The sequence below is a fragment of the Salinibaculum rarum genome, from assembly GCF_030505615.1.
GTDB lineage: Archaea > Halobacteriota > Halobacteria > Halobacteriales > Haloarculaceae > Salinibaculum > Salinibaculum rarum.
In genome coordinates this window covers 1,912,771-1,927,730 of sequence record NZ_CP129992.1, presented here as the reverse complement: position 1 = coordinate 1,927,730, position 14,960 = coordinate 1,912,771, and the positions used below count along the sequence as shown (strand labels likewise).

Here is a 14,960-nt window from a genome sequence, read left to right as displayed (position 1 = left end):
TGGCCCACCCCGGAGATTTAAATGTCAGTACGCGGCCAGCCCGACCCATGCACTGACAGCAAGCGCTCGGGTGGTCCGCGATAGCGTGACACGCCATCCGAGAGCCGCGCGCAAGCAGTGTCACCTGTTCGCTCTCTCCCGACGGGCTTAATCGGCTCAGCCACCTACAGCGGGTGATGACAGACGGTGAGGCCGCATCGGGACCGGCGGCCTTCGCCGCGCTCGGGTCGACTGTCCGGGCTGCCCTCTCCGAGCGCGGATTCGACACGCCGACTGCACCCCAGCGAGTGGCAATACCGCCACTCGCGGACGGCGAGAACGCTCTCGTCGTCGCACCGACTGGCAGTGGCAAGACTGAGACGGCGATGTTACCGGTCTTCGACGCACTCACAGACGAGGAGCGGTTCGGCATCGGCTCGCTCTACATCACGCCGCTCCGTGCGCTGAACCGCGACATGCGCGACCGACTGGACTGGTGGGCCGAGACGCTCGACTTAGACGTGGACGTTCGCCACGGCGACACCACTGACTACCAGCGCCAAAAGCAGGCAAACGACCCGCCGGACGTCCTCGTCACGACGCCCGAGACACTCCAGGCGATGCTGACCGGAAAGAAACTCCGGCGAGCGTTGGAAGATGTCGACCACGTCGTCGTCGACGAGGTCCACGAACTCGCCACCTCCAAGCGCGGCGCCCAACTCACAATCGGGTTGGAGCGGCTCCGAGAACTCTCCGGGCCGTTCCAGCGCGTCGGCCTCTCCGCGACGGTGGGTGACCCCGACGAAGTCGGGCGCTTTCTCACCGGTAATCGTGGCTGTGAAATCGTCGAAGTGGACGAGGGCAAAGCCTTCGACGTGGACGTTCGCTGTCCGACAATCACCGACGAGGACGAGCAGCTCGCGAGCGAACTCGTCACGCAGGCTGACGTCGCCAGTCACGTCCGCGTCATCGACGAAGTCGTGACTGACCACGAGTCGACGCTCGTGTTCGTCAACACCCGACAGACGGCCGAGGCGCTCGGGTCGCGGCTGAAGAAACTCGGTACCGACATCGGCATCCACCATGGCTCACTCGCCAAGGAAACCCGAATCGAGGTCGAGTCGCAGTTCAAGTCCGGCGAACTCGACGGATTGCTGTGTACGTCCTCAATGGAACTCGGCATCGACGTGGGTCACGTCGACCACGTCGTCCAGTACAACAGTCCCCGGCAAGTCTGTCGACTCCTCCAGCGTGTCGGCCGCGCGGGTCACCGCCGCGATGCCGTCTCCTCGGGAACTATCGTCACCAGCCATCCCGACGACGTGATGGAGTCGCTGGTCATCACGCGCCAGGCCCACGCCGGCGAAGTCGAGCGCGCCGACATCCACTACGGCAGTCTCGACACTGTCGCAAACCAGATTGCGGGATTAGTGATGGACTTTGGCGAAATCGGTGCGATGAAAGCCTACGACATCGTGACCCGCGCGTACCCGTTCAAGAGCCTCTCGAAATCCGCGTTCAAGCAGGTGATCCGAGAGCTCGCGGGCAATCGCGTCGTCTGGCTGGAAGAAGACGAAGACCGGCTGGAGAAACGCCAGGGGACCTGGCAGTACTTCTACCAGAACCTCTCGATGATTCCCGACGAAGCCACCTACGACGTGGAGGACGTGGCCAGCGGGAAGCAGGTCGGAACACTCGACGAGCGCTTCGTCGTCAACTTCGCCGCGCCCGGCGAAATCTTCATCCAGCGCGGCGAGATGTGGCGCATCACCAACATCGACGAGGAAGAAGAGATCGTGACGGTGTCGCCAATCGAGGACCCTGCCGGGGAGGTTCCCTCCTGGACCGGACAGGAGATTCCCGTCCCTAGCCAGGTCGCGCAGGAAGTCGGGGAGTTGCGCGGCGTCGCCGGCGACCAGCTCCGTGACGCGCCGAAAGCGGCGGTCGCCCGTGACGTGCAACGGCGCTACGACGCGGAGACGGCGACCATCGAAGCGGGGCTCGGTCCACTCGCGGACCACGCCGACACCGACGCGCCCGTCCCCACGGACGACCGACTCCTCGTCGAGTTCAGCGGCCGCGCAATCGTCGTCAACGTCTGTTTCGGCCACAAGGTCAACGAGACGCTGGGCCGACTGCTCTCGGCGTTGCTCGGCCAGCAGAGTGGCTCTTCGGTGGGGATGGACGTCGACCCGTATCGCATCGAACTCGATGTCCCGCGTGGAATCACGGCCGGCGATGTCGTCCGGATTCTCAAGGAGACGGACCCCGACCACGTCGAGCACATCATCGAACTCAGTCTGAAAAACGCCGACGCGCTGAAGTTCAAACTCGCACAGGTCGCCGCGAAGTTCGGCGCGCTCAAGCGCTGGCGAGGGACCGGCCAGGCTCGCTTCGGTCGGAGTCGACTGCTCGACGCCCTCGAAGATACGCCAGTCTACGACGAAGCAGTTCGGGAGATACTCCACGAAGAACTGGCAGTCGAGGAGACGGCGACGCTCCTCGGACGCATCCAGTCCGGCGAACTGGCCGTCGAGACGGTCGGAGACCACACGCCACTGGGAACCAGTGGGCGGGGCTCGGGTACGGAATTGCTCACACCGGAGAACGCCGATGCGAGCGTCATCCAGACGGTCAAAGACCGCATCCAGAACGACCGCGTCATCCTCTTTTGTCTGCACTGTCGGGACTGGCAGACGAAACGAGAGGTCGGGCGCGTCCGCGACCAGCCCGAATGTCCACAGTGTGGCTCGACACAGATTGCCGCGCTAAACCCATGGGACGACGACACTGTGGCAGCGGTCAAGACCGACGAGAAGGACGACGAAGAGGAGAAAGCCACTGAACGGGCCTATCGAACGGCGAGTCTCGTCCAGAGCCACGGCAAGCGAGCCGTCGTCGCGCTCGCTGCGCGTGGTGTCGGCCCACAGAACGCCGCACGAATCATCAACAAACTGCGGGAAGACGAGGACGACTTCTACCGGGATATTCTCTCCCGTGAGCGCGAGTACGCTCGCACGCGGTCGTTCTGGGAGTAGCGGCGGCGGTACTCACTGTTCGTCGAGCAGTGGTGAGGCGACCAGCGTCGGCGTGTCCGTGGACTCACCAGCGAGGTGCATGTCGCTGCCGAAGGTGGTAATGAGTTCAAGGTTCGTCCGAACGTGGTCGGTCACTTCCGGAATCGCGAGCCGGCCGCCAGCCAGCGCGAGCAGGACCATCAGCTGGTCGGCCATGTGAACGTCGACTGTCGCACCCGAGGAGTGAACGGACTGGAACTGTGCGACAGCGGCCTCAGCGACTTCCTCGGAGGGACGTCCGCGTTCGCCGAGTTCTTCGAAGCCGGCGAGCGTTCGGTCGTAGACGGCACGCAGAAGAATCGACGAGCCGGGGGAGTCACTCGGCACGTACGCGACATCTTCGACACTGACGGGGAAGCCATCATCATCGAGTAGCTTTGCTGCGTGTCTCGCCTGCCGGTCGGCGACATCGCTGTCTTCGAGGTCCGCAGACGCTTTGGAGTATATCTCGACCCGTTCCAGACTGCCTCGCTCGTCTAGTTCCAGTGGCTGGCGGGTCCACGGCGTTGTTTCGAGTGTTGCTCTGCCACCGCCCGCAGGATAGAATCCCGTCCGTTCGAGTTCGAGCGTGGCTTCGAGACCGTATCTGGCAAGTAGCGGCAACTTGACGTGCTGGTGGTACTCGACCGTCGGCGACCACTTCACGTTGGTGCCGCCGGTCGCAGTCACACAGATTGGCTCGTCGCAGGTCACCCCGATTGGCAAAATCGTGTCGAACAGGAGCATGAGACTGCCCGCCGTCCCGACGTCTACCGAGAGGTCCGTGTGACAGGTCGAGCCTGGTTCGAAGACCAGCGATTCGGCGCCGGCCTTGGCACCCTCCACGTCGGCGTCACAGAAATCGGCAACGAGGTCGACCGTCGACAGGTGCTGCGGGCGAAGCCCCGGGTTCGGCCGGTCTCCGCGGATGTCGTCGATACGAAACGACCTGTCGGTAATCGTCGACAGCGAGAGCGCTGTTCGGAGCAGTTGTCCCCCGCCGGCAGCGCCGTCGATACTGAGCATCGCCGTACGGTATCCGCATTCGGGGGCCAGATTCCTGAATCTGTCCGTCTCTGGCTACCAGCATGCAGTGACAGGCCCGCTCGGGAAAGACTAAGAGCCAGGGTCGCCACCACCCTGCCAATGCGACTGGAGGATTACTGGGGAATCGGGCCGAAGACCCGGGACCTGCTGGCCGCGGAACTCGGTGTCGACGCCGCAATCGAGGCAGTCGAGACGGGCGACGTGCGGACGCTCGTAGACGCTGGCATCCCGCGTGGCCGCGCGACCCGGATTCTCCGGCACGCCCACGGCGGCGAGGCGATGGACCTCCTAGCGACCCGCGACGCGCGAAACGTCTACAAGGACCTTCTGGGCATCGTCGGTGACTACGCGGTCACCGAGAGCGCGGGCGACCGTATCCGAATTCTCACGCCGCTCGACAGTGCCGACGCGATGCGTGCCCGACTGGACAGCGTTCTCGAGGCCCGCGACACCTGGGCCGGGCTGGACGAGGCGAGTCGGTCGGCAGTTATGGACGCGTTCGACGCCTACGAGAGCGTCGCTGGCGGGCGCATCTCCGCGGTCAGGACCGCACTTGCACTCCAGGAGACCGGTGTCGACGAGGGTATTTTTGCACCAGTCTCGGATTTCGATGCCGGGGCACTCGAAGACGCCGAGGCTGCACTCGCAGGCCTCGAATCCGGCGGCGACCGCGTCGGCGAGGGCGCCGACGACCGGCTGGACGAACTCCGCACACAGCTTGCTAGTGTCGAAGACCTCTCTGCGACCCCCGGCGACGTACTGGAGGCTGTCCGGTCGGGCGCGCGCGGAACGGACGAACTCCGGGATTCGTTTGCCCGACACGTCGCCGGCGAGACTGCTGTCGACATCGGCCGCGTCCGGGAGGCGATGCCGGGGGAAGCGGCGGACGCGTCGGCTTTCGTCGGCGAGACACTGCGGGCGCTTGCCGACGACTTGCGGACGGCCGTCGAAGAGCGCGAGCAAGACGTCAGCGAGCGACTGGCGGGCGTACTCGAGGAGGCCGAACCCGAAATCGACGCCGCAGTCGAGACGGTCGACAACCTCGCCTTTGCGCTGTCGCTTGCTCGCTTTGCGCTCGCGTTCGACCTCACGCGGCCACGGTTTGTCGACCACCAGGTCGCCGGCGTCGTGGAAGCACGCAACGTATTTCTCGAAGACGCTGGCGATTCGGTCCAGCCGATTACCTACGCCGTCGGCGAGCACGACCTGACGGTCGCGAGTGCGACGGCACCGCCCAGCGGGGACCGCGTTGCGGTCTTGACCGGTGCGAACAGCGGCGGGAAGACGACGCTGCTGGAGACGCTCTGTCAGGTCCAGTTGCTCGCCCAGATGGGACTCCCGGTGCCGGCCGACGATGCCGAGGTGAGCGTCGTCGACACCATCGTCTTCCATCGCCGGCACGCGAGTTTCAACGCCGGGGTCCTTGAGTCGACGCTGCGCTCTGTGGTGCCACCGGTGACCGACGAGGGACGGGCGCTGATGCTCGTCGACGAGTTCGAGGCGATTACCGAACCGGGGAGCGCTGCGGACCTCCTGCATGGCCTGGTCTCGCTGACCGTCGATAAGGGAGCACTCGGTGTCTTTGTCACCCACCTCGCCGACGACCTGGAACCGCTCCCGGAGCAAGCACGGACCGACGGCATCTTCGCGGAGGGACTGACGACGGACCTGGAACTGGAGGTCGACTATCAGCCACGCTTCGAGACGGTCGGCCGGTCGACGCCGGAGTTTATCGTCTCGCGGTTGGTCGCGAACGCGGGCGACCACGCCGAGCGAGCCGGCTACGAGACACTTGCAGAAGCCGTCGGTGAGAGTGCCGTCCAGCGAACGCTGGCGGACGCTCGCTGGACTGAGTGAAGAAGGGCTACTTTGAGGTGACTGGGGACCGAAGTCAGTGCATGGGAATGAAATCACTCCTCCGAGTCGGCTATCTGATGATGGTCGTCCAGGGACTGTTGAGCGTCTTCCTTCCGAAGAAAGCACTCAAACTCGCGACTGCCGGCTGGCGGGTCGGCTTTGAGAACGTCGACGAACTCGAACCGCGGGAGTGGTACGTCGAGGTGACGAAAATCGCCGGCGTCGGCATGCTCGCTGGCGGCCTGACTGGCCTGCTCGTCACAAGCGCCGAAAACGCAGAGAAAGAGCGGTCAAAGGCCCAGATGGCCGCCGGCGAATCCGCATCTGAGCACGACAGCGACGCCGACACCGACGAGTCAGACGATGACGACGGCGGTCCCGTGACTATCGACATCGACGACGACGAATAACGCAACTGACGACGGTCAGACGAAACGCGACCGTTCGAATCCGGTGTGGCGTCAGGCCGCGCTCTCGATGGCCTGGTCGAGGTCCGCGATGATGGCCTCGGTCGACTCCAGACCCACCGAGAGGCGGATGAGGTCCGGGGTCACACCAGAGGCTTCCTGCTCTTGTTCGGTGAGCTGCTGGTGAGTCGTACTCGCGGGGTGGATGATGAGCGTCTTTGCGTCACCGACGTTTGCCAGCAGACTCGCGAGTTCGGTGTTCTCGACGGTCGACTGGGCGGCGTCGTATCCGCCCTCGAGGCCGAACGTAATCATGCCGCCGTAGCCGCCATCGAGGTACTCGCTGGCAGCGTCGTGAGTCTCGTGGTCCTCCAGTCCGGGGTAGGTGACCCACGCCACGTCATCGTGGTCCTGGAGGTGTTCGGCGACGGCCATCGCGTTCTCGCAGTGGCGTTCCATCCGCATCGGCAGGGATTCGACGCCCTGGATAGTCTGCCAGGCATCGAACGGCGACTGCTGGTTGCCCATGTCACGCAGGCCGCGGGCGATACCGGCGTAGGTGAAGGCGGCGTCGCCGAAGGTGTCGGCGAAGTTGACGCCGTGGTAGGCAGGGTTGTCGCCAGCGATTTCGGGGAACTTCTCGGCGTGGTCGGCCCAGGGGAAGGACCCGCCATCGACGACGACACCGCCGACGGTGGTGCCGGAGCCGTGAATCCACTTGGTCGTGGAGTTCCAGACCAGGTCCGCGCCGTGGTCGAGCGGATTGCAGAGGTAGGGCGTCGCGAAGGTGTTGTCCACGAAGACGGGGACGCCGTGGTCGTGCGCGATGTCGGCGATACGCTGCATGTCCGGCGTGACGAGCGCGGGGTTGCCGATGGTCTCGTAGTGGACGTAGGCGGTGTCCTCGTCGATGGCTTCCTCGTAGGCCTCGTAATCGAGCGTGTCGACGAAGCGTGCCTCCACGCCCTGTCGCGGTGCCGAGTGGGTAAAGTAGGTGTAGGTCCCGCCGTACAGCGAAGAGGCGGTGACGACGTTGTCGCCGGCATCAGCCAGCAGGAAGGTCACGAGGTTGAGCGCGGCCATGCCGGACGAGGTGGCGACCGCACCGACACCGTGTTCCAGCGCCGCGAGTCGTTCCTGGAGCGTCTCGACGGTGGGATTCATCAGCCGCGAGTAGATGTACCCCGGCTCTTCGAGCGCGAACTGCGAGGCCGCGTCGTCGGCGTCCTCGAAGACGTAGGAAGTCGTCTGGTAGAGCGGCGGTGCGCGTGCCCGCGTTTCCGCATCGGGTTCCTGTCCAGCGTGCAGACTGTCTGTGTAGATGTCGTCGTCTGTCATACGTGCAATCACAGACGGCCGGCCCGTATAAACGATGCATAAACGTCGAAAATCCCCGGCATCTACGACGCGAGTCGCGGTCCTGGGACCTTACGCGTCGAGTAATTCGCCCATGAGCTTCTGCTGGGCGGCCGCGAGATGCTCGGCAAAGGTCGAGGACTGGATGCCCAGTTCCTCGGCAACAGCCTCCGCATTCGCCTCGCGCGGGTACTCGAAGTAGCCCATCTCGTGGGCCGTCGACAGGACCTCACGCTGGCGGTCCGTCAGTTTCCGCACGTCGACCGGCACGAGCTCGGAGCGCTCGTCGTTGTCGACGCTGCGAACCAGATACTCGACGCTCACGTCACCAAACTGCTCGCTCATGTCGGTGATGAGGTCACGCAGCCCCGAGATGTCGCTGGCGTGTAACGTCACGTGCAGGTCCCCGTCGCGGGCGTGGACGTCGGTGACAGGTCCGAGTGTCTGCTGGATGTGCTCGCAGATGCAGGGCTCTGTCTGGTCGCGGTCGAACTCGTAGACCTCCTGGGTGCCGTAGTCGAAGACCGGTTCGAACGCCGGCATGTCGTCTGTGTCGCCGTCGAGTTCCCCGCCGGAATCGACAGTCACCTGCTCTGTCACTGTCTCGTCGCCGCCGGTCCAGTTGATGTCGGTCACCGGCCCCGGCACATCCGCCGATGCGACGGCGACCGGGCACCCCTCGGCCCGTTCGAAGACGAGTTCTGTTCTGACGCCTGGCATACCCTTCTTTTGGCAAAGTCCCGCAATAACTGGGGTGCCGATTCCCGAAAAGTGAAAACGCAGACGTGTGATACCACGGACGAGCGACGCCCGCCTGCCCCCGAACTGGTTCGGGACGGTGGTGAGGGGGCGCCGCGACGGAGAACCACTGTGTCGAGTGCACGCATCTCCCGCTGGACGAGACGATTCTTGCTCGTGAGCGCCGCGTGCTTCGTTCTCTCGCAGGTCGCAATCCTCGCAGACGTGCCCCGGCGCGTCGCAATCGTCCTCGGACTCTACGGGTTCGTCCTGACGACTGTCTTCGGGAAGGCCTACTCGCTGGTCCCGTCGTACTTCGACCGGACGCTCGCGTGGCCGTCCGCGCCGGCAGTGCAGTTACCCCTCCTTATTGTGGGTGTCACTGGACTCGCAGTCGGTGAGACTGCCGTCGCCCCGCCGTGGCTGTCGACTGTCGGTGCGCTCTCCTGGGTCGCGGGAGTCGTGGTCTTTCTGGGGACGATGCTGGTCACCGTCGCGGACAACCTCACTGGCGGCGAGACTGGGACCGGCGACGCGAACGCGGACCGGCGCGGACTCGACCGACTGGCCAACGCCTTCGTCCCGGTGGTGTTTGGCTACCTGACTGTCGGGTGTGTCGAACTGCTTGCCGGCACGCTCGGATTTTCCTCGCCCTTTGGCGGGGTGGCCGTCCGTACTTCGCACCTCTTTGCGGCCGGCGTGGCGCTTCTCTTGCTTTTCAGCGTCGGCTACCGACTCCTCCCCCGCTTTCTGGGGACCTACCCCAGCCGTCGGCTCGCTGCCGTCGTGTTGCCCTCCGGTGCAGTCGGCCCGGCGCTGCTCGCGTGGGGGTATCCTGCCGGCCAATTCTTTGTCGTCGGTGCTGTCGTCCAGTCTGTCGCAGTTGTCGGGTTTGCAGTCGCCTATCTCCGGATGGTCTTCCGGAGCGAGCGTGACCGTGTCGGGCTATACAGCGTTGCCGTCGCCGTGGTCTTTGGCTGTCTCGGTGTCGCGCTCGGTGTTCACTTCGCTGTCGTCGGCCTGGACCCGGCACTGACGACGGTTCACCGACGGGTCAACGTCTACGGCCTGCTGGGGCTGAGCATCGTCGGCGCAGTCTACCAGTTTTATCCGCCGGGCGTCTGTCCCTGGCCCGGTGGCAACGACCGGACCGCGCTGGGCACCATCGCCCTCGTCGCGGCCGGGTTGCTCGTCGTGGCTGCCACGTCGGTCTCTGTTCCCTGGGCGCGCCCGGCAGGACACGCACTCGTTCTCGCTGGCGCGGCCGGTTACGCCTATCTGCTCGCCGGAACCATATCATTACAGACATGATTTTGCGGACCGTGTTTATACTGGGTGCCGAACGTGTATGGGTGCGTCCAAAATACCGTTATCGGTTGTCTCAGGCCCCATAAATCGAATAGAAGGCTTTTATGCGAACGGTCCTAAGGAGCTAGTTGTCGATGAAAAAGACCATAGAATCTGTGGATGTTGACAGGCGGACAGTCCTTCGCGGCGCCGGTGCGCTCGCAGTAAGCGGCGTCCTCGCCGGGTGTGGTGGCGGCAGTGACAACAGTGGTGGCGACGTCCCGAGCGAGGTTGGGGACTACCTCGACGGTGCGAACAACTACGACGGGTCGGCCACCGACGAAACTGACGCCGATTCGGTGACCGTCATGGTCGGCGCCGGGTCGAACAACTTCGCGTTCGACCCAGCGGCTATCCGTATCAGCACCGGGACCACTGTCACGTGGGAATGGACCGGCAACGGCGGCGGCCACAACGTCGTCGCCGAGGACGAGACGTTCACCAGCGGTGACGAGTACGTCAGCGAGGAAGGGTACACCTACAATTACACCTTCGAGGAGACAGGGAACTACAACTACTACTGTCAACCACACAAAGGCGCCGGGATGAAAGGCGCAGTCATCGTCGAATAAGATAATGCACGGGGTCGACACCGACGAACGGCCGTTCGTCCTCGTCTGGGAGCTCACCCAGGCCTGCGGACTCACCTGTGACCACTGCCGTGCCGACGCCCAAGAGACCCGCCATCCCGACGAACTCACCACGGCGGAGGGCAAGGCGCTGCTGGACAGTGTCCGCGAGTTCGGCGAGGGCCAACTGGTAGTCTTCTCCGGTGGCGACCCCTGCAAGCGCGACGACCTCGAAGAACTCATCGAGTACGGCACGGATATCGGCCTGACCATCACGCTGACCCCCAGCGGGACCGACTCGCTGACACCCGACACTATCGAGCGACTGGCCGACACCGGACTGAAGCGACTGGCACTCAGCGTCGACGGTGCGACAGCAGCGTCCCACGACGACTTCCGCGGCGAGTCTGGCTCCTTCGAGCAGACTATCGAGGCCGCACGGACCGCACGGGAGGCGGGGCTCCCCCTCCAGATAAACACGACCGTCTGTCAGCGGACAGTCGGCGACCTGCCGGACCTGCGGGACCTCGTTGCAGACCTCGATGCGGTGCTCTGGAGCGTGTTCTTCCTCGTTCCGGTGGGTCGCGGTCGCGTCCTCGACCCAGTCACGCCAGACCGGGCCGAAGACGTGATGCACTGGCTGGGCGACGTCGTCGAGAACGAAGACTTCGCCGTCAAGACGACCGAGGCACCCCACTACCGTCGCGTCTTGCAGCAACGCGACGACATCGACTCGGGACGGCGCGGCGGTATCACCGCCGGCGACGGCTTCGCGTTCGTCAGCCACGTCGGCGAGATGTACCCGTCGGGCTTTCTGCCGAAATCGGCCGGCGACGTCCGCGAGACGGACGTGGTGTCGCTGTATCGCGAGTCAGAGCTGTTCGAGTCACTCCGTGAGGCGGATTCCCTCAAAGGAAAATGTGGCGCCTGTCCGTTCCGTGCCGTCTGCGGTGGCAGTCGGTCGCGAGCGTACGCCTACACAGGTGACCCGCTTGAGAGCGACCCGCTCTGTCCGTACGTCCCCCCGGAGTACGACGGGCCACTGCCGACACAGCAGCTACCCTGATTCGTCGGCCGCTGTGGGCTCGTCCGATACCTCGTCATCCGGTTCCTCCGTCTTTTCCTTCCGGTCGGCCAGTGACTCGACAGTCTCTGCGTCGCGCTCGGTGACCCGAACCCCCTTTTCGGCGAGGTGCCGCATCCGTCGGCGCGCGAACTCTTCTTCGCGCGTCCCGCGAGTCGCGAGGACGTACATCCGTGCGCGTCCAGTCGGGCGCATCGTCCGGCCGGCACGCTGGGCGCCCTGCCGTCGCGAGCCGCCAAGGCCCGAGGCGACGATAGCGAGCTCCGCGTTGGGTAGGTCGATACCTTCGTCACCGACCCGTGAGACGACGAGTGTCTGGAGACTCCCACCCCGGAACTGCTCGAACAGTTTCTCGCGGCGGTGGTGTGGCATCTCACCGCTGATGAAGGGCGCATCGAGCCGCGCCGCGAGTTCCCGACCCTGGTCGAGGTACTCCACGAACACCAGCGCCTTGTCGTCGGGATGTGTCGAGAGGAGGCGCTCGATTTCCTCGGCTTTCGCGGGGTTGGTCGCCGCGAGCTGTCGACGGTCGTGCCCCTCGGCACTGACGTACTGGTTCTGTGCGTCCTCGGTGCCCCAGGGCACGTAGAGGATGTCGACTTCCGGCTCGGCGACGAAGCCCTCGTCGAAGAGGGCATCCCAGTCTGTCCCGATGGGCGGGCCGATGAGCGTGTAGATTTCCGTCTCCCGGTCGTCCTCCCGGACCGGCGTCGAAGAGAGACCGAGGCGGTGGCGCGTCTGCAGGTCTGCGCTCCGGCGGTGAACGTCGGCCGGGATGTGATGGACTTCGTCGTAGACGATGAGCCCCCACTCCCGGCTGTCGAAGAGCTGTCTGTGGCGGTCCATCCCGGCAGTCTGGTAGGTAGCGATGGTGACCGGTCGGACGTTCTTCTCGCCGCCGTGGTACTCGCCGATCTGGTCGGCAGTCAGCGAGGTATGTGCGAGCAGTTCCTCGCGCCACTGGCCGGCCAGTTCGCGACCGGGAACTAGGATTAGCGTCTCGCCTTCGACCGCCGAGAGAATCCCCATCGTGGCGACGGTCTTCCCACTGCCCGGCGGCCCGACGAGGACGCCCGATTTGGTCTCCATGAACTGCGAGACCCACTCGTGCTGGTAGGAGCGAAGCTCCAAGTCGAGGTCGACCGGCAACTCGTCGCCGCTGTCGAGGTCGCGCTCGTCACGAACTGGATAGCTCGCCTCGTAGAGGATACGCTTGACCTCGGCGACGGCATCCTCGGAGACCCAGCTTTCCGTCTCCGAGATGGGTGCCCGGAGCTGGTCGTCGTCGAGTTTCTGTCGGGCGACGTTCCCCATCAGGTCCTCCGAGGCCGCCTCCAGCACCGTGTACCCGTCCTCGTGCGTCGTGAGTGTGAACTGGTTTGCGCGCTTCCACTGCTCTTCGAGCCACGATTCGAGCGGTTCTGACCGCTCGGGAAGGACGTCACGGACCGTCGCGAGCAGGTCCTCGAAGGTTTCGTATGGGGCCTGCCACACGTCTTCTCGACGGATTTCGTAGAGATAGCCGCCGCTTCCGGTGGTATCGACGAGATGGGCAAACTGCGAGAGCTGTGCGCGCGTGAACTGCTCGGGCTGGTCGACGACCAGCTGGCGGCGCTCGGGGAACAGGATGACGCGTTCGCGAGCGGCCATCTGCTGCCAGCTCCCGGGATACCAGACCGTCGGGTCCGCCGAGAGGTCGACGCGCTCGGCGACACCGTCGTCGACGAGCCGTTGCAGTCGTTCGGACGCCGCTGCCTGCGTGACGTCGTGCTGACGGGCGTACTGTGTCGCAGTCACCAACGGCCGACCGACCGCGTCCAGGGCGTCGTAGAACGCGTCCGTCCGGTCGCCGTCTCGGGGTGGGGACTCCTCCGCTGTCACGCTCGTCCGTTGGTGGGCTGGACAGTAACAGTTTGCGTCCGACCGCCGGGCTGGCAACTCCCGGCACGGTGGAGACAGTCACCAGACGGTCGTCGGTCTGGGAAAAGTATTTATCGAGCCAAGTTATTTACTCAGAAAGAGAGTAACTATGGCGACGAAACAGAGTCCCTCGGACGACCACCTGGATGGTGTCGAAGACGGCTGTGGCTGTACGGAAATCTGGGAGCATCTCAGCGAACAGCGTGACGGCGACTAATCAGCTAGCTTTTTCCGGGGTAATGGCGTAGGTTGCGCCGATGGGCGACCCCGACGACGTGTGTGTACTCGTGCCGACCTACGAGGAAGCCGAAACTATCGGGCAGGTTGTGGACGGATTCGTAGCCGAGGGGTTCGAAAACGTGCTGGTCATCGACGGCGGGTCGACCGACGGCACCCGCGAGATAGCCAGCGACCACGGTGCCAGGGTCGTCGTCCAGTCCGGCTCCGGCAAGGGCCAGGCCGTCCGGGAGGCGATGGACTACATCGACAGCCCGTACGTCCTGATGGCCGACGGTGACGCAACCTACCGTGCCGACGAGGCAGCGCAGATGCTCGAACCGCTGTTTACCGGCGAGGCCGAGCACGTCATCGGAAACCGGTTTGCGAACATGAAGCCGGGCGCGATGTCGCGTCTCAACCAGATTGGCAACGGCATCATCAATCGTGCGTTCAGTTACATCCACGGCCGGGACCTGCGAGATATTCTGAGTGGCTACCGGGCGTTTACCCACCAGTCGTTCCAGCGGCTGAGCCTGACTGCCGACGGCTTCGGCATCGAGACGGAGATGGCAGTCGAGTGTGTCAAACACAACGTCCGGACGAGTGTCGTCCCGATTACCTACCAGCCACGCCCCGACGAGTCCCAGACGAACCTCCGCCCGTTCCGCGACGGCGGCGTCATCCTCCTGACGCTGTACCAGATGGCAAAGACCAACAACCCGCTGTTTTACTTTGGGAGTGTCGGCACCGTCAGCACCATCGTTGGGCTGGTCCTCGCCGGATACGTCGCCGTCGAGTGGATTACTCGGAGCATTTCACACGAGGTTATCGCCGTCGTCGCCGGTGTCGCAGTTCTCTTCGGCGTCCAGTTGCTGATGTTCGGCGTCCTCTCTGACCTGGTCGTGACGCTCAACCGCGAACAGACCCACCAGATGCGCGAACTCGCCAAGGAACTCGATCGGGACGACCCACGGGCCGAGACGGGCGAGGAAACAGAACAGGCCGCCGACGCCGGGACTACCGGCGAACAGTCGCCGCCGGACGGTTAGAAAGGCAAGAGCGCCCGCAGCTGGGCCAGATACCCGCGCGACGAGCCCTGGCGGCGCTCCTCGAAGACGGGGTGGAGCACGTCGAGGAGTTCGCGTTCAGTCTCGAACTCGCGTCTCGTGGTCTGCTCGAGTGCCGTCTCCAGCGTAATCTCTGTCCCAGCGGCGTCGACCGGGACGCGCACGTCACCGTACTCGGCGACCAGTTCGTCGGCAGTCGCCGGGAAGGTGACGCCGAGTTCTTCGAGGCGCGCGTCCAGTGCGGCGATGCCGAACTCGATGACGTCCGGTTCGTCGTCCATGTCGTCGGACGGTGGCCGTACTCCCATCGTCCG

General features: G+C 64.7%; 12 protein-coding genes. 7 read left to right on the top strand and 5 right to left on the bottom strand.

What is annotated here, in order from left to right; translation table 11 throughout:
* Nucleotides 1-176 precede the first annotated feature (176 nt).
* Nucleotides 177-3,017 carry a DEAD/DEAH box helicase gene (locus QYL91_RS10185; RefSeq protein WP_302080393.1) on the top strand — a complete coding sequence of 947 codons (2,841 nt, stop codon included), beginning with the start codon at nucleotides 177-179 and terminating at the stop codon, nucleotides 3,015-3,017.
* Nucleotides 3,018-3,029: 12 nt separating this feature from the next.
* On the opposite strand, the gene rtcA is transcribed toward QYL91_RS10185, so the two are convergent.
* Nucleotides 3,030-4,061: an RNA 3'-terminal phosphate cyclase gene (gene rtcA, locus QYL91_RS10180; RefSeq protein WP_302080392.1), complete on the bottom strand. Its 1,032-nt coding sequence runs from the start codon at nucleotides 4,059-4,061 to the stop codon at nucleotides 3,030-3,032.
* A gap of 120 nt (nucleotides 4,062-4,181) precedes the next feature.
* Here rtcA and QYL91_RS10175 point away from each other — a divergent pair, with 120 nt between their 5' ends.
* Both QYL91_RS10175 and QYL91_RS10170 read left to right on the top strand, forming a co-directional pair.
* Nucleotides 4,182-5,939, top strand: coding sequence for a MutS-related protein (locus QYL91_RS10175; protein WP_302080391.1), 1,758 nt, complete (start codon nucleotides 4,182-4,184; stop codon nucleotides 5,937-5,939).
* 41 nt (nucleotides 5,940-5,980) lie between these two features.
* The gene (locus tag QYL91_RS10170; RefSeq protein WP_302080390.1) at nucleotides 5,981-6,349 is read left to right on the top strand and encodes a DUF6199 family natural product biosynthesis protein; all 369 of its coding nucleotides are present in this window, start codon (nucleotides 5,981-5,983) and stop codon (nucleotides 6,347-6,349) included.
* Nucleotides 6,350-6,400: 51 nt separating this feature from the next.
* Here QYL91_RS10170 and QYL91_RS10165 read toward each other — a convergent pair whose 3' ends face one another.
* Together QYL91_RS10165 and QYL91_RS10160 are read right to left on the bottom strand one after the other, a co-directional pair.
* Entirely contained in the window at nucleotides 6,401-7,684 is a 1,284-nt protein-coding gene (locus QYL91_RS10165) for an O-acetylhomoserine aminocarboxypropyltransferase/cysteine synthase family protein (RefSeq protein ID WP_302080389.1), read from the bottom strand.
* Between the two features lie 90 nt (nucleotides 7,685-7,774).
* The gene (locus QYL91_RS10160) at nucleotides 7,775-8,422 is read right to left on the bottom strand and encodes a helix-turn-helix domain-containing protein (RefSeq protein ID WP_302080388.1); all 648 of its coding nucleotides are present in this window, start codon (nucleotides 8,420-8,422) and stop codon (nucleotides 7,775-7,777) included.
* A 150-nt stretch (nucleotides 8,423-8,572) separates the two neighbouring features.
* Between QYL91_RS10160 and QYL91_RS10155 the strand changes: the two genes are divergently transcribed.
* From QYL91_RS10155 to QYL91_RS10145, 3 genes are all read left to right on the top strand, one after another.
* Nucleotides 8,573-9,751 carry a hypothetical protein gene (locus QYL91_RS10155; protein WP_302080387.1) on the top strand — a complete coding sequence of 393 codons (1,179 nt, stop codon included), beginning with the start codon at nucleotides 8,573-8,575 and terminating at the stop codon, nucleotides 9,749-9,751.
* Between the two features lie 131 nt (nucleotides 9,752-9,882).
* Nucleotides 9,883-10,359, top strand: a complete 477-nt coding sequence (locus tag QYL91_RS10150) for a halocyanin domain-containing protein (RefSeq protein ID WP_302080386.1) — start codon at nucleotides 9,883-9,885, stop codon at nucleotides 10,357-10,359.
* A gap of 4 nt (nucleotides 10,360-10,363) precedes the next feature.
* Nucleotides 10,364-11,422, top strand: a complete 1,059-nt coding sequence (locus tag QYL91_RS10145) for a radical SAM protein (protein ID WP_302080385.1) — start codon at nucleotides 10,364-10,366, stop codon at nucleotides 11,420-11,422.
* Here QYL91_RS10145 and QYL91_RS10140 read toward each other — a convergent pair.
* Complete coding sequence (locus tag QYL91_RS10140) at nucleotides 11,414-13,321, bottom strand: DEAD/DEAH box helicase (RefSeq protein ID WP_302080384.1); 1,908 nt, start codon at nucleotides 13,319-13,321, stop codon at nucleotides 11,414-11,416. The two genes, QYL91_RS10145 and QYL91_RS10140, sit on opposite strands and share 9 nt — an antisense overlap.
* A 296-nt stretch (nucleotides 13,322-13,617) precedes the next feature.
* On the opposite strand from QYL91_RS10140, the gene aglJ reads away from it, so the two are divergent.
* A complete protein-coding gene (gene aglJ, locus QYL91_RS10135; RefSeq protein ID WP_302080383.1) occupies nucleotides 13,618-14,628 on the top strand; it encodes an S-layer glycoprotein N-glycosyltransferase AglJ in 1,011 nt (336 codons plus the stop codon).
* Here the strand turns inward: aglJ and QYL91_RS10130 are convergent.
* Nucleotides 14,625-14,954 (bottom strand): DUF5789 family protein, encoded by a 330-nt coding sequence (locus QYL91_RS10130; protein WP_302080382.1) that lies wholly within the window; start codon nucleotides 14,952-14,954, stop codon nucleotides 14,625-14,627. The two genes, aglJ and QYL91_RS10130, sit on opposite strands and share 4 nt — an antisense overlap.
* Between the last annotated feature and the right edge of the window lie 6 nt (nucleotides 14,955-14,960).